Source organism: Aminobacter aminovorans (genome assembly GCF_900445235.1).
Lineage (GTDB): Bacteria > Pseudomonadota > Alphaproteobacteria > Rhizobiales > Rhizobiaceae > Aminobacter > Aminobacter aminovorans.
In genome coordinates, this window is sequence record NZ_UFSM01000001.1 from 1,801,499 (window position 1) to 1,818,727 (window position 17,229).

The 17,229-nt window shown below is 63.3% G+C and carries 14 protein-coding genes; 12 read left to right on the top strand and 2 right to left on the bottom strand.

Going from position 1 to position 17,229, the window contains the following annotated elements; genetic code table 11:
- Positions 1–65: 65 nt before the first annotated feature.
- A complete protein-coding gene (locus tag DY201_RS08845) occupies positions 66–1,232 on the bottom strand; it encodes a dihydrodipicolinate synthase family protein (protein ID WP_115730874.1) in 1,167 nt (388 codons plus the stop codon).
- Between the two features lie 316 nt (positions 1,233–1,548).
- Here DY201_RS08845 and DY201_RS08850 point away from each other — a divergent pair, with 316 nt between their 5' ends.
- From DY201_RS08850 to DY201_RS08905, 12 genes are all read left to right on the top strand, one after another.
- Entirely contained in the window at positions 1,549–2,586 is a 1,038-nt protein-coding gene (locus DY201_RS08850; RefSeq protein WP_115730875.1) for a LacI family DNA-binding transcriptional regulator, read from the top strand.
- Entirely contained in the window at positions 2,583–3,584 is a 1,002-nt protein-coding gene (locus DY201_RS08855) for a Gfo/Idh/MocA family protein (protein WP_115730876.1), read from the top strand. The genes DY201_RS08850 and DY201_RS08855 overlap by 4 nt, the downstream gene beginning before the upstream one ends.
- Before the next feature lie 2 nt (positions 3,585–3,586).
- The gene (locus DY201_RS08860; RefSeq protein WP_165915822.1) at positions 3,587–5,197 is read left to right on the top strand and encodes an acyl CoA:acetate/3-ketoacid CoA transferase; all 1,611 of its coding nucleotides are present in this window, start codon (positions 3,587–3,589) and stop codon (positions 5,195–5,197) included.
- Positions 5,190–5,969 (top strand): enoyl-CoA hydratase/isomerase family protein, encoded by a 780-nt coding sequence (locus tag DY201_RS08865; RefSeq protein ID WP_115730878.1) that lies wholly within the window; start codon positions 5,190–5,192, stop codon positions 5,967–5,969. The genes DY201_RS08860 and DY201_RS08865 overlap by 8 nt, the downstream gene beginning before the upstream one ends.
- On the top strand, positions 5,969–7,489 hold the full coding sequence (locus tag DY201_RS08870) for an aldehyde dehydrogenase family protein (protein ID WP_115733683.1): 1,521 nt from the start codon (positions 5,969–5,971) through the stop codon (positions 7,487–7,489). Before DY201_RS08865 ends, DY201_RS08870 begins: the two co-directional genes overlap by 1 nt.
- Positions 7,490–7,572: 83 nt before the next feature.
- Positions 7,573–8,826 (top strand): ABC transporter substrate-binding protein, encoded by a 1,254-nt coding sequence (locus DY201_RS08875; protein WP_115730879.1) that lies wholly within the window; start codon positions 7,573–7,575, stop codon positions 8,824–8,826.
- A 163-nt stretch (positions 8,827–8,989) separates the two neighbouring features.
- On the top strand, positions 8,990–9,907 hold the full coding sequence (locus DY201_RS08880; protein ID WP_115730880.1) for a carbohydrate ABC transporter permease: 918 nt from the start codon (positions 8,990–8,992) through the stop codon (positions 9,905–9,907).
- Positions 9,904–10,785 carry a carbohydrate ABC transporter permease gene (locus DY201_RS08885; protein WP_115730881.1) on the top strand — a complete coding sequence of 294 codons (882 nt, stop codon included), beginning with the start codon at positions 9,904–9,906 and terminating at the stop codon, positions 10,783–10,785. Before DY201_RS08880 ends, DY201_RS08885 begins: the two co-directional genes overlap by 4 nt.
- 4 nt (positions 10,786–10,789) lie before the next feature.
- Entirely contained in the window at positions 10,790–11,905 is a 1,116-nt protein-coding gene (locus tag DY201_RS08890; protein ID WP_115730882.1) for an ABC transporter ATP-binding protein, read from the top strand.
- A 1-nt stretch (position 11,906) separates the two neighbouring features.
- Positions 11,907–13,412, top strand: a complete 1,506-nt coding sequence (locus DY201_RS08895; RefSeq protein WP_115730883.1) for a GMC oxidoreductase — start codon at positions 11,907–11,909, stop codon at positions 13,410–13,412.
- On the top strand, positions 13,409–14,185 hold the full coding sequence (locus DY201_RS08900; RefSeq protein ID WP_115730884.1) for a 3-ketoacyl-ACP reductase: 777 nt from the start codon (positions 13,409–13,411) through the stop codon (positions 14,183–14,185). The genes DY201_RS08895 and DY201_RS08900 overlap by 4 nt, the downstream gene beginning before the upstream one ends.
- 8 nt (positions 14,186–14,193) lie before the next feature.
- The gene (locus DY201_RS08905; protein ID WP_115730885.1) at positions 14,194–15,849 is read left to right on the top strand and encodes a GMC family oxidoreductase; all 1,656 of its coding nucleotides are present in this window, start codon (positions 14,194–14,196) and stop codon (positions 15,847–15,849) included.
- A 54-nt stretch (positions 15,850–15,903) separates the two neighbouring features.
- On the opposite strand, the gene DY201_RS08910 is transcribed toward DY201_RS08905, so the two are convergent.
- Entirely contained in the window at positions 15,904–17,226 is a 1,323-nt protein-coding gene (locus tag DY201_RS08910) for a Mur ligase family protein (RefSeq protein WP_115730886.1), read from the bottom strand.
- Positions 17,227–17,229: the final 3 nt, after the last annotated feature.

Here is a 17,229-nt window from a genome sequence, read left to right on the forward strand (position 1 = left end):
GACTGCAGCCCCGTCCCTTCGGGCCACCTTCTCCCCATGAACGGGGAAAAGGAAGAGGTCGCCGGTCAGCCCACCCCGTATTGCGTCATCAGCGCAGCCATGCGCGTTGCGGCCAACTCGGGCCTGTCGAGCACATTGGCCTGGTCGGCGAGGCGGAAGACGTCAGCGTAGTGCACCGCACCTCGCGCCGACTGCATGCCCGCAGGCATGGTGAAGTGGCTTTGGTGGCCGTTGAGCCAGGCCAGGAAGACGACGCCTGCCTTGTAGTACTGCGTCGGGGTCTCGAAGATCTTGCGCGACAACGGCACTGTCGGCTCGATGGTGCCACGGAAGGTGGCGAGATCGCCTTTCGCCAATGCCGCCAGTGCCTTTGATGCCTGCGGCGCGACGGCATCGAAGATGCCGAGCAAAGCGTGGCTGTGTTGGGTGCCGTCGCCCTCGATCAGGGCGGCATAGTTGAAATCGTCGCCGGTGAAGCAGATCACGCCCTCGGGCAGGCGGCGGCGCAGCTCGATTTCACAGGCTTGGTCGAGCAGCGAGATCTTGATGCCTTCGACCTTGTCCTTGTGCTCGGCGATGATCGAAAGCACCGTTTCCAGCGCGTCTTCGAAGCGCTCGCTGCCCCAATAGCCCCTGAGTTCGGGATCGAACATGTCGCCGAGCCAGTGGAGGACCACCTTGTCATTGGCCTGGCCGAGGATGCGGCCATAAACCTTGCGATAGTCGTCCGGGGACCTGGCGACATGGGCAAGCGCGCGGCTCGCCATCATGATGGTGCGGCCACCATGCTTTTCGATGAAGTCGAACTGCTCCTCGTAAGCCGCGATCACGTCGTCGAGCGATCTGGCATCCTGTCTGAGCAATTGATCAGTGCCGGCACCGCAGGCGAGGTCGGCGCCCGCAATTGTGCGCGCTTCAGCCAGCGAACGGCGGATCAGCTCCCGTGCGCCCGCCCAGTCGAGCCCCATGCCGCGCTGCGAAGTGTCCATCGCCTCGGCGATCTTGAAGCCGAGCGACCAAAGATGGTGGCGGAAGGCCATCGTCGCATCCCAGTCGATGGCCGGGCTGTTCCATGGGTTCGCGTCGGCCCACGGATCGGCGACGACATGGGCCGCGGCATAGGCGATGCGGTTGAAAACCGGGGTGGCTTCAGGCCGTTCGGTTGGCGTGCCGACAAGGGCGTAGGTCTCGACGCTGCGGTCAACCCGCGGAAGCTTCACTGCCTTGGCCATGGGTTCCTCCCCTGATCGGCTGCATCTCGTAATTTAGATCGTTCCAAATTTCAAGATGGAATTTCATGACGTCATGGACGCTGGTGCTGGATTTGCCGGTGGCGCGTCGTGCCGGAGCACTCAGACGTTGAGAAGTGTAGTAAATCGTTTGAAATGTTACATTGTGTACAAAACAAGCATTCCGAAGACCTGCATCGCGGAGTGCAGCCGTCGCGAAATCGATGGCGTCCGCCTGCTTCCATGCTTGACAGTTTGGAACGTTCCAATTATTTGACTCGGAAAAGGGAGCCAAAGACGCTTCCCCGGGAGGATCGTTTTGAAACAGCCGAAGGTGACAGTTGTCGATGTTGCGCATGCTGCCGGCGTGTCGAAGTCGACTGTGTCGCTGGTGCTCCAGGGCAGTTCGCTGGTGAACGAGGCGACACGGGCCAGGGTGGGCGCGGTCATTCGCGAACTCGGCTATGTCTACAACCGGGGTGCCGCCAACCTCCGGCAGTCGAAATCGAAGATCGTCGGCATCGTCGTCAACGACCTGACCAACAGCTTCTTCGCTGAACTTGCCGTCGGTATGGACATGGTGGTGCAGTCGGCCGGCTACATCCAGTTCATGGCCAACACCTCGGAGAATGCCGACCGCCAGGGCGAGGTGATCGCCTCGATGCGCGAGCACGGCATGGCCGGGCTGATCCTGTCGCCGGCGCGCGGCACCACTGCCGCCGACCTCAGGCCGCTAGTCGACAGCGGCATTCCGGTGGTGCTGGTGGCGCGCAACGTCCCCGGGCTCAAGGTTTCCTCCGTCGTATCCGACGGGCATGCGGGGGCGGCTGCTGCCGTGCGGCACCTGATCGAGCTGGGTCATCGCCGCATCGCCTTTCTCGGCGGCTTTAACGATACGGCCGTGTTCGACGAGCGCATGCGCGGCTTCCGTGACGCGCTGCTGGAAGCCGGTCTCGACGCTTCGGATGAATTGGTCATCAGTTCGGCACCGTCGCGTGCGGGCGGTGTAGCGGCGGTCGAGCGCATGCTCGCCATGCGCGATCGCCCCACAGCCGCCCTTTGCTTCAACGATGCGGTGGCGTTCGGCGCCTGCGACGGCCTGCGTAGCGCCCGTATCGAGCCAGGCGTCGACTTCGGCGTCATCGGCTTCGACGACGTGATCGAGGCCAAGACCGCGGTGCCGGCGCTGACCACCGTTTCGGTCGATCCGCAAGGCATGGGCCGCCGCGCTGCCCAGTTGCTGCTCAAGCAGATCAATGCCGGCGATTTCGATGCCGAGGCGCTGGTGGCGACGGTGCGGCTGGTGGTGCGCGAAAGCTGCGGTGCGCCGCAACGGGTTAGGGAGCTTACGGCATGACGCGCTGGGGTCTGATCGGGGCGAGCACCATCGCCAGGGAGTGGGTCATCGGCGCCATCAAGGCGACCGGCGGCGAAGTGGTGTCTGTCATGAGCGCCAATGCCGAGCGCGGACGAGACTATGCCGATGCGAACGGCATCGCGAAATCTGTCACGTCGCTCGAGGAAATCGTCGGCGATTCCGGTATCGACGCCGTCTACATCTCGACCACCAACGAATTACATGTGGAACAGGCGATTGCCGCAGCCAAGGCCGGCAAGCATGTGCTGTGCGAGAAGCCGCTGGCGCTAACCGTTTCGGACGCCCGGGCAATGGTGCATGCGGCGGAGGATGCCGGGGTCGTCCTGGCGACGAACCACCATCTGCGCAATGCAGCAAGCCACCGCGCGATGCGCGACGCGATTGCCGCAGGCCGCATCGGCAAGCCGCTGGCGGCGCGCGTGTTTCACGCCGTCTATCTGCCGCCGCATCTGCAGGGCTGGCGCCTTGACAAGCGGGAAGCCGGCGGCGGGGTGATCCTCGACATCACGGTGCATGACGTCGACACGTTGCGCTTCGTGCTTAATGACGATCCGGTCGAAGCCATCGCCCTCAGTCAGGCGGGTGGCATGGGGCAGGCGGGACTGGAAGACGCCGTGATGGGCGTGCTGCGCTTCAAGTCGGGCCTGGTCGCCCAGTTCCATGATGCATTTACCGCGAAATTTGCCGAGACGGGTCTGGAGGTGCACGGCACCGAGGGTTCGTTGATCGCTCGAAATGTGATGACGCAGAAGCCGATCGGCTCGGTCGTGCTGCGCAACGCCGAGGGCGAACACGAGCTCAAGCTCGACCAGCGCAATCTCTACGAGACTGGGCTCCAGGCGTTCCATGACGCCATATCAGGCAAGTGCAAGCCTTCGGCGACGGGCGAGGACGGCGTGTGGTCGCTGGCGACAGGGCTCGCGGTGGTCAAGTCGGCTGCGACCGGCAAGGCGGTCGCCATCGAGGCTGGGTTGTGACCATGGGCAAGCACATCACCCCTGATCAAGCCGCAGCACTTATTCCCGACGGAGCAATCGTGTCGGTGTCGTCGTCGAGCGGGCTCGGCTGCCCCGACCTGATGCTGAAGGCGATCGGCGAGCGCTTCGAGGCGACTGGCCATCCGCGCGAGCTGACGACGCTGCATCCGATCGCCGCAGGCGACATGAGCGGCATCAAGGGCGTCGACCACATCGCCAAGAAGGGCCTGCTGAAGAAGATCATCGGCGGTTCCTATCCGTCGGGGCCGTCGAGCGCCGAACCGCCGCTGATCTGGCAGATGATCAGCAATGAGGAGGTGGCTGCCTATAACGTGCCGTCGGGCATCATGTTCGACCTGCATCGCGAGGCGGCGGCCAAGCGGCCGGGCGTGATGACCAAGGTCGGGCTCGACACCTTCGTCGACCCGGAGCGCCAGGGCTGTGCGATGAATGTCCGCGCCGCGGCCGAGCCGCTGGTCAAGAAGGTCAGCTTCGAAGGCGAAGACTGGCTGTTTTTCCCCGCGATCAACCCTGAGGTGGCGATCATCCGGGCGACGACCGCTGACGAGCGTGGCAACCTGACTTACGAGCACGAAGGTGCCTATCTCGGCGGGCTCGACCAGGCGCTGGCAGCGCGCAACAATGGCGGCATCGTCATCGCCCAGGTCAAGCGCATCACCAAAGACGGTTCGCTCCGGCCGCATGACGTGCGCGTGCCGGGTATGCTGGTCGACTACATCGTCGTCGACCCCGAACAGAAGCAAACGACGCAGACGGCCTACGACCCGGCAATCTCGGGCGAGATCATGCGCCCGCTCGACAGCTTCCGCGTACCCGAATTCAACATCCAGAAGGTGATCGCGCGCCGCGTGGCGCAGGAACTCGAAGCCGGCAGTGCGGTCAATCTCGGCTTCGGCATCTCGGCCAACGTGCCGCGCATCCTGCTGGAGGAAGGCCTGCATGGCGAGGTCACCTGGGTGATCGAACAAGGTGCCGTCGGCGGCGTGCCGCTGCTCGACTTCGCCTTCGGCTGCGCGTCGAACGCCGACGCCTTCATGCCTTCGCCCTACCAGTTCACCTATTTCCAGGGCGCTGGTTTTGACGCTTCACTTTTGTCGTTCCTCGAGATCGATCGCAGCGGTTCAGTCAACGTTTCCAAGCTCAGCTTCCGGCCGCATGTGACGGCGGGTGCGGGCGGTTTCGTCGACATTACGGCGCGGGCGAAAAAGATCGTCTTTTCCGGCATGTTCAATGCGGGCGCCAAGCTCGAGATCGTCAATGGCAAGCTGGTCATCGACAAGGAAGGCAAGCTCAAGAAACTGGTCAACGAGGTTGAGCATGTCACCTTCTCGGGCCGGTGCGGCGTCGAGCAGGGCCAGGACATCACTTACGTCACCGAGCGTTGCGTGATGAAGCTTACGCCTCAAGGCATCGTGCTGACCGAGATCGCGCCTGGCGTCGAACTGCAGGCGCATATCCTCGACCAGTCGGAGTTCCCGCTGATTGTTTCCGACAAGCTCAAGCAGATGGATGCGGCCCTGTTTGCCGACGCTCCGATCGGCCTCAAACTGCCGCGCAAGCCGTTGCGAAAGCTGGAGGGCGCTCATGGCTGACCAGCGCATCAAGGTCGAATTCTCAGGCCACATCGCCGTCATCACGGCAGCCCGGCCCGACAAGCTCAACGCCTTCGACATTGAGATGCTGAAGGCGTTGTCGGTGGCCTGTGACGAGGTCGAGGCCAATGCGGATGTTCGCGTTGCGATCCTGACCGGCGAGGGCAAGGCGTTTTCGGCCGGCGGCGACATCAAGGCCTGGGGCGGCATGACGCCGAACGAATTTGGCCACGCCTGGGTACGCTTCGGCCACCGCGTGTTCGAGCGGCTGGCGACTTTGCGCGTGCCGCTGGTTGCTGCCATCAATGGCCATGCGCTGGGCGGCGGGCTGGAACTGGCGATTGCCGCCGACATCCGCATCGCCGAACGCCATGTGAAGATCGGCCTGCCCGAGACCGGGCTCGGCATGGTGCCGGGCTGGTCGGGCACGCAGCGGCTGGTGCGTCGTGCCGGAGCACAGGTGGTACGGCGTATGGCGCTGGGCGGCGAGATCTTTTCCGCCGACGAAGCAGCTGTGCTCGGGCTGGTCGACAAGGTTGTCGAGACTGGCGAGGCGGTCGCAGCCGCGCGCGACTACGCCGCCCGGATCGCCGCTAGAGGGCCGGCGGCAGTCGAGGTCGCAAAACTGATGATCGCGACGGCGAGCGGCGAAGACAATGGCACTGCCGTCGAGGCGCTGGGCTCGATTCTCGTCGCCAAGACCGGGGACCTCAAGGAGGGGCTTGCCGCCTTCAGCGAGAAGCGTGCGGCCAAATTTGCAGGAGAATGGTGATGACGGTCCTGATGCGTCCCAAGCCGCTCGACGGCTTCAAGGTTCGCGAGTTCAAGATGCTGATCGACGGCAAATGGACCGCCGGCGCCGAAGGCAAGACGATCGAGCGCTCAAGCCCAGGACATGGCACTGTGGTCAGCCGCTATCAGGCCGCAACCGCGGTCGATGCGAACCGAGCAATTGCCTCGGCCCGCAAGGCCTTCGACGAGGGCCATTGGCCGCGCATGACCGGTGCCGAACGTTCGCTGATCCTGTTGCGCTGTGCCGACATGATCGCCGCCAGGGCAGACGAACTGGCCTTCCTCGACTGCATCGAGTCGGGCAAGCCGATCTCGCAGGCCAAGGGTGAATTGGGTGGCGCCGCCGACATCTGGCGCTATGCGGCAGCACTTGCGCGTGACCTGCATGGCGAGAGCTACAACACGCTGGGCGACGGCACGCTGGGCGTGGTGCTGCGTGAGGCGGTGGGGGTCGTTTCGATTATCACACCGTGGAATTTCCCGTTCCTGATCGTCAGCCAGAAGCTGCCCTTCGCGCTCGCCGCCGGCTGCACGGCCGTGGTCAAACCGTCGGAGCTGACCTCAGGCTCGACGCTGGTGCTGGGCGAAATCCTGGAAGCCGCCGGCGTACCCGCTGGTGTGGTCAACATCATCGTCGGCACCGGCCCTGAAGCCGGCGCGCCGCTGACCAGCCACCCCGACATCGACATGGTGTCGTTCACCGGCTCGACCGGCATCGGCCGTCTGACCATGGCGAATGCCGCGCAGACGTTGAAGAAGGTGTCGCTGGAACTCGGCGGCAAGAACCCGCAGATCGTCTTCCCTGACGCCAATCTCGACGATTTCATCGACGCGGCGGTGTTCGGCGCCTATTTCAACGCCGGCGAATGCTGCAATGCCGGCTCGCGGCTGATCGTCCATCGCGACATCGTTGACGACGTGACGGGGCGTGTCGCAGCCCTTGCAGCCAAGGTCAAGCTTGGCGATCCGCTCGACCCCGCAACGCAGGTTGGTGCTATCATCACGCCGCAGCATCTTGCGAAGATCGTCACTTACGTGAAAGGTGCGAGCGACAATGGCGCTGACGTCGCCATCGGCGGGTCTACCGCCGATCTCGGCCTCGGCCAGTTCATGGAACCGACGATCCTGTCGTCGGTCGCCCCCGACATGGCGGTGGCGCGCGAGGAGGTGTTCGGACCGGTGCTTTCGGTGCTTGCCTTCGAGACCACTGACGAGGCGATCCGCATCGCCAATTCGATCGACTATGGCCTGTCGGCCGGTGTGTGGAGCCGCGACTTCGACACCTGCCTGACGGTGGGCCGTCGCGTCCGCGCCGGCACCATCTGGATGAACACCTTCATGGACGGCGCTTCGGAACTGCCGTTCGGCGGCTACCGCCAGTCGGGCATCGGCCGCGAGCTCGGCCGCCATGCGGTCGAGGACTACACCGAGACCAAGACGCTCAACATGCATATCGGACCGCGCACCGGCCACTGGATGCCGAAGGAGGCGCGGGCCTGAGGAGGAATTCCCCGAGGCGGGGCCAAGGGGAACTTATGTCACGCAATGATGCGTGAGGAACTTGCAACCCGGGAGGAACTGGAATGCGTAAGTTTTTGATGAGTACGGCAGCTGTTGCGGCACTGTTTGCCGCGCCGATGCCGATGGCACATGCCGAAGACAGCGTCGAAGTGCTGCACTGGTGGACGTCGGGCGGTGAAGCAGCCGCGCTCGACGTGCTGAAGAAGAACCTGGAAGGCCAGGGCGTGACCTGGAAAGACATGCCGGTTGCCGGTGGCGGCGGCGAAGCGGCGATGACCGCGCTGCGCGCCCGCGTCACCGCAGGCGATCCGCCCACCGCCGTGCAGGCGCTTGGCTTCGACATCACCGACTGGGCCAACCAGGGCGTCGTCGGCGATCTCGGCGAAGTCGCCGACAAGGAAGGCTGGGACAAGGTCATTCCGGCAGCACTGCAGGGCTTTGCCAAGCATGACGGCAAGTGGATCGCAGCCCCTGTCAACGTGCACTCGACCAACTGGGTCTGGATCTCCAAGAAGGCGCTTGATGCTGCTGGCGGCAAGGCACCGGAGACCTGGGACGAACTGGTCGCGGTTCTCGACAAGATGCAGGCCAACGGCATCACCCCACTCGGCCATGGAGGTCAGGCCTGGCAGGATGCGACCATCTTCGACGCCGTCGTGCTTTCGCTCGGCACCGACTTCTACAAGTCGTCGATGATCGATCTCGACCCAGCGACACTGGGTGGCGACAAGATGGTCGAAGCCTTCGACCGCATGGCCAAGCTCAAGACCTATGTCGACAAGGACTTCTCCGGCCGCGACTGGAACCTTGCTTCGGCGATGGTCATCGAGGGCAAGGCCGGCATGCAGATGATGGGTGACTGGGCCAAGGGCGAATTCCTCAAGGCCGGCCAGAAGCCGGGCACCGACTTCGTCTGTATCCGCTTTCCCGGTACGCAGGGTGCCGTGACCTTCAACTCCGACATGTTCATGATGTTCAAGGTCGGCGATGACAAGAAGAAGGCCCAGATGCAGATGGCGGCCGATATCGAGGATCCGGCGTTCCAGTCCTCGTTCAACGTGGTCAAGGGCTCGGTTCCTGCTCGTACCGACGTGCCGGATACCGCCTTCGACGATTGCGGCAAGAAGGGCATCAAGGATCTGGCGGAAGCCAGCTCAGGTGGCAAGCTGTTCGGTTCGATGGCCCATGGTTATGCCGCGCCAGCTGCTGTGAAGAACGCGCTCTATGACGTGGTGACGCGCCACTTCAACGGCGAGATCGACTCCAAGGCCGCCGCCAAGGCGCTGGTCGAGGCCGTCGCTGCCGCCAAGGGGTGAGACGCCGGTTTGCGCTGCAAATCCATCGTGCCGGTGGCGCGATGGAAGGCGGCGAACGCCGGGGAGCTGTATAGCAGCGGGGCCACGACAGGCCCTTCACTGAACTTCATGCCCCGGCTCCAGCCGGGGCACCCCTGACCTGACAACCCCAGAGGCTGAACTCATGGCCGACATCACGACGACCGCACCCCGCGCGGTAACGAACCCGCGCGCGACGTTGCAGGACCTTCTACCGAAACTCGTGCTGGCGCCAAGCTTCGCGGTGATCCTGATCTTCGTTTACGGCTTCATCATCTTTACGGCCTTCCTGTCGTTTTCCGGCTCGAAGCTGTTGCCCGATTTTTCGACCTGGGTCGGCTTCGGCAACTATGTCAGGCTGTTCAATCATCCCAACTGGATCACCGCGCTGAAGAACCTCGCGATCTTCTCGGTGCTCTACATCGTCATCTGCAGTTTCATCGGCCTGGCGCTTGCCATCTTCCTCGACCAGAAGATCCGCGGCGAGGGCGTGCTGCGGCCGATCTATCTCTACCCGATGGCGCTGTCCTTTATCGTCACCGGCGTCGCCTGGAAATGGTTCCTCGATCCCGGCATCGGCCTTGAGCATGTGATGCAGACCTGGGGCTGGGAGAGCTTCTCGTTCCGCTGGATCAAGGAAGGCCAGATGGCGATCTACACCATCGTCATTGCCGCGGTCTGGCAGTCGTCGGGCTTCGTCATGGCGATGTTTCTCGCTGGACTGCGCGGCGTCGACAACGAGATCATCAAGGCAGCCCAGATCGACGGCGCCTCGACGCTGACGATCTACCGCCGGATCATCATCCCACTGATGCGGCCGGTGTTCCTGTCGGCCTTCGTCGTGCTCGCCCACCTTGCCATCAAGTCCTACGACCTTGTCGTGGCGATGACCGACGGCGGGCCGGGCACCGCGACCTGGACGCCGGCGCTGTTCATGCAGAAATTCACGTTCGGCCGCAACGAAATGGGCATGGGTGCCGCCTCGGCGATCATCATGATGATGATGATCTTCACCATCATCGTGCCCTATCTATACTCCGAGCTCGGGGGGAAGAAGAAATGAGTGCCGTTTCCCAAGACGTCGCCACCCGCAACAGCATCTTCACCCGCGCCATCATCTATGTCGTGCTGATCCTGTTTGCGATCTACTACCTCCTGCCGCTCTACGTCATGGTGGTGAACTCGCTGAAGCCGCTCGACGAAATCCGCCAAGGCAACATGCTGGCGCTGCCGCAGCAATGGACGATAGCGCCGTGGCTGTCGGCCTGGTCGACGGCGCAGATCGGCGTGCAGCCGGTCGGATTGAAGCCCTACTTTATCAATTCGATGATGATGGTGGTGCCCGCGGTCGCCATTTCGACCATGCTCGGCGCGCTCAATGGCTACGTGCTGACCAAGTGGCGCTTCAAGGGCGACAACATCGTCTTTGGCCTGATGCTGCTCGCCTGCTTCATCCCGTTCCAGATCGTGTTGATCCCGTCGGCGCGCATCCTCGGCATGACCGGGCTTGCCGGCACCATCACCGGGCTGGTGCTGATCCATGCCATCTATGGCCTCGGCTTCACCACGCTGTTTTTCCGCAATTATTACGAGGCGTTCCCGACCGAACTGATCCGGGCGGCGCAGATCGACGGCGCCAGCTTCTTCCAGATCTTCCGGCGCATCCTGTTGCCGTCGTCGGGTCCGATCATCGTCGTCACCGTCATCTGGCAGTTCACCAACATCTGGAACGACTTCCTGTTCGGTTCGTCCTTTTCGGGCTTCAATTCGATCCCGCTGACGGTGGCGCTGAACAACCTCGTCAATTCATCGACCGGCGTGAAGGAATACAACGTGCATTTCGCCGGCGCGATCCTCGCCGCGCTGCCCACCCTCATCGTTTACATCGTCTCCGGACGCTATTTCGTGCGCGGCCTGATGGCCGGCGCGGTCAAGGGGTAAGCCCATGTCGTTTCTCAAGATCAGCAATCTCTACAAGAACTACGGCCAGGTCGAGATCCTCAAGGACATCAACATCGAGATCGACAAGGGCGGTTTCCTGGTGCTCGTGGGGCCGTCCGGCTGCGGCAAGTCCACGCTGCTCAATACCATTGCCGGGCTTGAGCCGATCACCTCGGGCGAGATCTCCATCAACGGCAATTCGGTGGCCGGGCTGCATCCGTCCAAGCGTGACATCGCCATGGTGTTCCAGTCCTACGCGCTCTACCCGAACATGACGGTGGCCGGAAACATCGCGTTCGGCATGGAGATCCGCGGCGTACCCAAGGACGAGCGCGAAAAGGCGATCAAGCAGGTGTCCGACATCCTGCAGATCGGCCATCTGCTCGACCGCAAGCCGAGCCAGCTCTCCGGCGGCCAGCGCCAGCGTGTCGCCATGGGCCGGGCGTTGGTGCGCAATCCGCAGGTCTTCCTGTTCGACGAGCCGCTGTCCAACTTGGACGCCAAACTGCGCGTCGACATGCGCACAGAGATCAAGCGCCTGCACCAGCGCATGAAGACGACCATCGTCTATGTCACCCACGACCAGATCGAGGCGATGACGCTGGCCTCCAAGATCGCCGTTCTCAAGGACGGCATGCTGCAGCAGTTCGGCACGCCGGCCGAGATCTACAACAGCCCGGCCAACATGTTCGTGGCCGACTTCATGGGCTCGCCCGCGATGAACCTGCTCAACTGCCGTCTCGAAGGCGGGTCAGGCGGGCTCAGCGTCATCCTGGATCGTCCGGGCGATCAGCCGCTGGCGCTGCCGATCAAGCTGGCCAATGGTGCGCTCAGTGCCTATTCGGGCAAGGACATCATCTTTGGCGTCCGCCCCGAGGCCCTTACCGACCCTGACGGTGCCGACCGCAACGCCAAGTCGATTGCCGAGGGCGAATGCCTGATCGAGGTGGTCGAGCCGGCGGGCTCGGATACATTCGCAGTGACCAAGCTCGGCGGCAAGGAAGTGGTGGCGCGGCTGCGAGCCGATGCCGCCATCCATGCCGGCCAGAAGACGAAGCTCGCCTTCAATCTCGACAAGGCGGTGTTCTTCGACCCGAAGAGCCAGCTGCGCATCGCCTGACATGTCTGGACAGCCTGACATCGTCATCATCGGCTCGGGTGTCGGCGGCGCGACTGTCGCCGCCGGCCTCGCCGCGACCGGCGCGAACATTCTCGTGCTCGAGGCTGGCTGCCATATCGCCGACCGGCCGGAGAACCGCGACCCGCGCGCGATCTTCCAGCGCGGCCACTTCCGGCCCGACGAGACCTGGTACGAAGCCGACGGCACCGGTTTCAATCCGGGCAATTACTACAATGTCGGCGGCAATTCGAAGTTCTACGGCGCCGTGCTGACACGCTACCGCCGCGAGGATTTTGACGAGATGCAGCATCTCGACGGTGTCTCGCCGGCATGGCCGATTGCCTATGACGACCTCGAGCCTTGGTATGGCAGGGCCGAAGCGCTTTATCAGGTGCGCGGTACGCTCGGCGAAGACCCGACCGAGCCCGTGCATTCGCAGCCCTATGGCTTGAAGCCCGTTGCCGACGAGCCGGCGGTCTCGAAGGTGCGGGCGCGTCTCAAGGCCAAGGGCGTGCACCCCTTCTCGCTGCCGCTCGGTGTCGATGTCGAGCGCTGGCTGGCCAAGGGCAAGACGCCGTGGGACGCGCATCCCAACAGCTTCGACGGCAAGATGGATGCCGAGACGACGGCACTGGCTGCCGCGCTGAGGCATGAGAACGTGAAGCTTCAGACCGGCTCGCGCGTGACGCGGCTGGAGAGCAGCCCTGACGGCCGGATCGTTGCAGTTCACTATGTCAGCAACGGTGAGGCGGCGGTGCTGAGACCGAAGCTGGTGATCCTGTCGGCGGGCGCTGTCCAGTCGGCGGTGCTTCTGCTGCGCTCGGCCAATGACAGCAACCCTAACGGGCTCGCCAATCGCTCCGACCAGGTCGGCCGCAACTTCATGAATCACAACTCGACGGCGGTTATCGCCATGAGCCCGTGGTTCCGCAACGACTCGGTTTACCAGAAGACCTTCGGCTTCAACGATTTTTACCTCTCGGATGGCAATGGCGGGCCGCCACTCGGCAACGTGCAACTGCTCGGGCGCATCTCGGGACCGATCCTCAAGGGCGCGATGCCTGCCGTGCCGGAATGGCTGCTCAACCGCGTAACGGCGCATTCGATCGACTTCTACGCCATGAGCGAGGATCTGCCGTCGCCGGAAAGCCGAGTCATGGTCGACGGCGAGCGCATCGTGCTGAAATGGGTGCGCAGCAACTGGGAGGCGCATGAGCGGCTGGTGGCCAAGCTCAAGCAGGTGCTGCGCAGCGCGGGCTTTCCGCTCGTGGTGTCACGCGCCTTCGACAAGCGCACGCCATCGCACCAGTGCGGCACGGTGCGGATGGGCAACGACCCCGAGGATGCGCCGCTCGACGTCTTCTGCCGGGCTTTCGACCACCCGAACCTTTTCGTCGTCGACGCGAGCTTCCTGCCGACATCGGCAGCGGTAAACCCGGCGCTGACCATTGCGGCACAGGCGCTGCGGGTTGCCGACCATATCGCTGAAAAGGATCTCGCGGCATGAAAGCGCCGGTAAAACCTGTGGCGTTGGTGACCGGCGCGCGTCGCGGCATCGGCCTTGCTACCGCCGAGGCGCTCGCCAGGGCGGGCTTCGACCTCGCCATCACCGACCGTGAGGAAGATGCGGCCTCTGCTGAGGCGGTTTCTGGCCTGGAGAAGCATGGCGCGCGCGTGCTCTTCGTCGCCTCCGATCTCGCTGACCTTGATGGCCATGCAGGCACCGTCGACAAGATCGTCGGGCACTTCGGGCAGATCGACTGCCTGGTCAACAATGCCGGCGTGGCATCCAGGGTGCGCGGCGACTTTCTCGAGCTCACGCCCGAGAACTTCAATGCCATCATGGCGGTCAACCTGCGCGGCACGGTGTTCTTCACCCAGGCGGTGCTGCGCGCCATGCTCGTGGCACCACCCACATTGCATCCGCGCTCGGTGATCAACATCACCTCGATCTCGGCCGAGATGACGTCGCCCGACAGGCTCGACTACTGCATGTCGAAGGCTGGGCTCGCTGCCTTCACGCAGGGGCTGACGTTGCGCCTCGCCGGCACCGGCATCGACGTGTTCGAGATCCGGCCCGGCATCATCCGCTCCGACATGACGGCGAAAGCCTCGGAAAAATACGACCGGCTGATCGCCGACGGCCTCGTTCCGGTCAAACGCTGGGGCGAGCCAGATGACATTGGCCGCATCGCGGCGGCACTTGCCGGCGGCGGCTTCGGCTTCGCCACCGGTTCCATCATCAGGGCTGACGGTGCGCTGTCGGTCGCGCGACTTTGAGATCAGAGATGACCTACGACTACATCATCACAGGTGCGGGTCCTGCCGGTTGCGTGCTCGCCAACCGGCTGAGCGAAGACCCTGACGTCAGGGTGCTGCTTCTGGAGGCGGGTGGCGGCGACTGGAACCCGCTGTTTCACATGCCGGCGGGCTTTGCCAAGATGACCAAGGGCGTGGCGAGCTGGGGCTGGGAAACCGTGCCGCAGAAGCACATGAAGAACCGCGTGCTGCGTTATACCCAGGCCAAGGTGATCGGCGGCGGCTCCAGCATCAACGCCCAGCTCTACACTCGCGGCAACGCCGCCGACTACGATCTGTGGGCTAGCGAGGACGGCTGCACCGGCTGGGACTACCGCTCGGTGTTGCCATATTTCAAGCGCTCGGAAGACAACCAGCGTTTCGCTGATGATTATCATGGCTATGGCGGGCCGCTCGGCGTGTCGATGCCGTCGGCAGCCCTGCCGATCTGCGATGCCTATATCCGCGCCGGCCAGGAGCTTGGCATTCCCTACAACCACGACTTCAACGGCAGGCAGCAGGCTGGCGTCGGATTCTATCAGTTGACCCAGCGCAACAAGCGCCGCTCGTCAGCTTCGATGGCCTATCTCAATCCGATCAAGGACCGACGCAACCTGACCATCCGCCTGGGCGCGCGGGTGACGCGCATCGTGGTCGAAAGGGGCAGGGCGGTCGGTGTCGAGATCGCCATCGGCAACGGCACCGAAATGATCCGCGCTGAACGCGAGGTGCTGGTGTCCTCGGGCGCCATCGGCTCGCCCAAGCTTCTGCTGCAGTCGGGCATCGGCTCGGCAGATCACCTGAAAAGCGTGGGCGTGCCTGTCGTCCACGACCTCAAGGGGGTCGGCGAAAACATGCAGGATCACCTCGACCTGTTTGTCATTTCAGAATGCACCGGCGATCACACCTACGACAATGTTGCCAAGCTGCATCGGACGCTGTGGGCCGGGCTCCAATATGTGCTGTTCCGCACCGGGCCGGTGACGTCGAGCCTCTTCGAGACGGGCGGCTTCTGGTATGCCGATCCGGATGCGCGCTCGCCCGACATCCAGTTTCATCTCGGCCTCGGTTCGGGCATCGAGGCCGGTGTCGCCCGGCTCAAGAATGCCGGTGTGACGCTGAACTCCGCCTATCTGCACCCGCGCTCGCGCGGCACTGTGCGGCTGGCTTCCAGTGACCCTGCCGCCGCTCCGCTGATCGATCCGAACTACTGGGCTGATCCGCACGACCGCAAGATGTCGATCGAAGGCTTGCGGGTCGCGCGTGAGATCATGCAGCAGGCAGCACTCAAACCTTTCGTGCTGGCCGAGCGGTTGCCGGGACCGAGCAAGGTTTCGGACGAGGACCTGTTCGAATATGGCTGTGCCAACGCCAAGACCGACCATCATCCTGTCGGCACCTGCAAGATGGGTACCGACGACATGGCCGTCGTCGACTTGGAACTCAAGGTGCATGGTATAGACGGTCTGCGCGTCTGCGACAGCTCTGTCATGCCGCGCGTGCCGTCCTGCAATACCAACGGCCCGACGATCATGATGGGCGAAAAGGGAGCCGACATCATCCGCAACCGCGACCCCCTGCCGCCTGCGATCTTCGCCCATGAGCGCAACGATAGCAGGCCAAGGGCGCGGGCCGAGGTGAGCTAGCAGCTCCGGGTCAAGAATCCGAGATCGGGCTCACGTTCGCTGAAGCGAGACATCTTAGCCCGAGGGAGAGAAGCCCTTGCTCCGCCAGACCCGCGCACGAGCTTTGCGGGCCTGGCGATGCTCATTGTAGGGGACTTCGACCATCCCGCATTGAAGGCAGTCAATGTACTTGCCGCAATTGGTTTCCCAGCATCTGACATCGTGTGTCCAGCTAAGTGCGATCCGTTCGAGATGCTGGGTTTGCGATCCTTTCAGGAGGATAAGTTCGTCTGGTCGGGAAGTTGCCCTGACATAGTCCGATGCTTCCCTTGGCAGGAGGAAGTCGATGAACTTGCCGCTCTTCTTGTCGTCTTCAGAAGGGCGGGCTCGATGCCCGTTTTCGCCGACGAAGATGAATTGGTCCGAGCATGGGTAGGCGAGGTCGTATGCAAGTGCGGTGCCTTTCCGCGTGCCGCCGGTGTAGTCGGAAATGAAGCCGATAATCGCGCGCTTGTTGGCGGCTCGGCTCTTGCGGAGAATGGCGATGGCAGCCGGAATGCTGTCGTTGGGTGCCTTCACCGTATCGATGATGAAGGTGGGGCCCCCGGAGGTGGCGAGGACACCACAGCGGTTCCATGGCGCCGGAAAGCTGGCAATACGAGATGCCGCCAAAGTTGGTGCTACGCCGAGTTCTACAGCGGTGGCGAATGCGCCCAGGGTCGCGATCCAGAACTCTTCACCCACAAAAGCCGTCTGCAGCTCGAAGCTTCCCTTCCGGCAGGACACCGTGACCTTGAGGAGTTGTGGGAAAGAAGCCTCGGCGGCGTCCAGTCTGTAGTCGGCGTTTTCCGACCGGCCAAAGGTGACGATCCTGGCCTGCGTACGTTTTGCCATTGCCATGACATGCGGATCGTCCGCATTGAGAATAGCAAGTCCCGACGGTCTCAAGGCTGCGACAAGCTCTCCCTTTTCTCGAGCCACGGCGTCCTTGCCGCGAAAGGCCGAATAGTGTTCCAGGCCGACCTTCGTGATGATGGCGACGTCAGGACGGAGCAGGCGAGCCATCGGCATTATCGACCCTTTGACGGTCGCGCCAACCTCGGCGACGATGTAGTCTGCCTGCAAAGGCGCGCTGCACAACGTCCTTGCCAGTTGGGGGATCGTGTTCTCGTAGATCTGCGCGTGTACGCTGCCCTGGCCCTCCAGAATGTGGGCAAGCAGAGCGGTGGTCGTCGATTTCGCCGAACTACCCGTTATGCCGATATGCAGCGCCTCGGATCGGCCACGTTTCAGTTGCGCCAGTTTCAGTCTGAGGCCGTTGCCGAGCCGAGCCATGATTGCCCGCGGTCCATGCTTCCGGCGGAAAGACCGCGTGGCATTTTTGAAGCCCTGGTACATCAA

Coding starts and splice junctions, on each gene's coding strand:
- DY201_RS08845 (WP_115730874.1), bottom strand. CDS start 1,232: ATGGCCAAGGCAGTGAAGCTTCCGCGGGTTGACCGCAGCGTCGAGACC.
- DY201_RS08855 (WP_115730876.1), top strand. CDS start 2,583: ATGACGCGCTGGGGTCTGATCGGGGCGAGCACCATCGCCAGGGAGTGG.
- DY201_RS08860 (WP_165915822.1), top strand. CDS start 3,587: ATGGGCAAGCACATCACCCCTGATCAAGCCGCAGCACTTATTCCCGAC.
- DY201_RS08865 (WP_115730878.1), top strand. CDS start 5,190: ATGGCTGACCAGCGCATCAAGGTCGAATTCTCAGGCCACATCGCCGTC.
- DY201_RS08870 (WP_115733683.1), top strand. CDS start 5,969: ATGACGGTCCTGATGCGTCCCAAGCCGCTCGACGGCTTCAAGGTTCGC.
- DY201_RS08875 (WP_115730879.1), top strand. CDS start 7,573: ATGCGTAAGTTTTTGATGAGTACGGCAGCTGTTGCGGCACTGTTTGCC.
- DY201_RS08880 (WP_115730880.1), top strand. CDS start 8,990: ATGGCCGACATCACGACGACCGCACCCCGCGCGGTAACGAACCCGCGC.
- DY201_RS08885 (WP_115730881.1), top strand. CDS start 9,904: ATGAGTGCCGTTTCCCAAGACGTCGCCACCCGCAACAGCATCTTCACC.
- DY201_RS08890 (WP_115730882.1), top strand. CDS start 10,790: ATGTCGTTTCTCAAGATCAGCAATCTCTACAAGAACTACGGCCAGGTC.
- DY201_RS08895 (WP_115730883.1), top strand. CDS start 11,907: ATGTCTGGACAGCCTGACATCGTCATCATCGGCTCGGGTGTCGGCGGC.
- DY201_RS08900 (WP_115730884.1), top strand. CDS start 13,409: ATGAAAGCGCCGGTAAAACCTGTGGCGTTGGTGACCGGCGCGCGTCGC.
- DY201_RS08905 (WP_115730885.1), top strand. CDS start 14,194: ATGACCTACGACTACATCATCACAGGTGCGGGTCCTGCCGGTTGCGTG.
- DY201_RS08910 (WP_115730886.1), bottom strand. CDS start 17,226: ATGTACCAGGGCTTCAAAAATGCCACGCGGTCTTTCCGCCGGAAGCAT.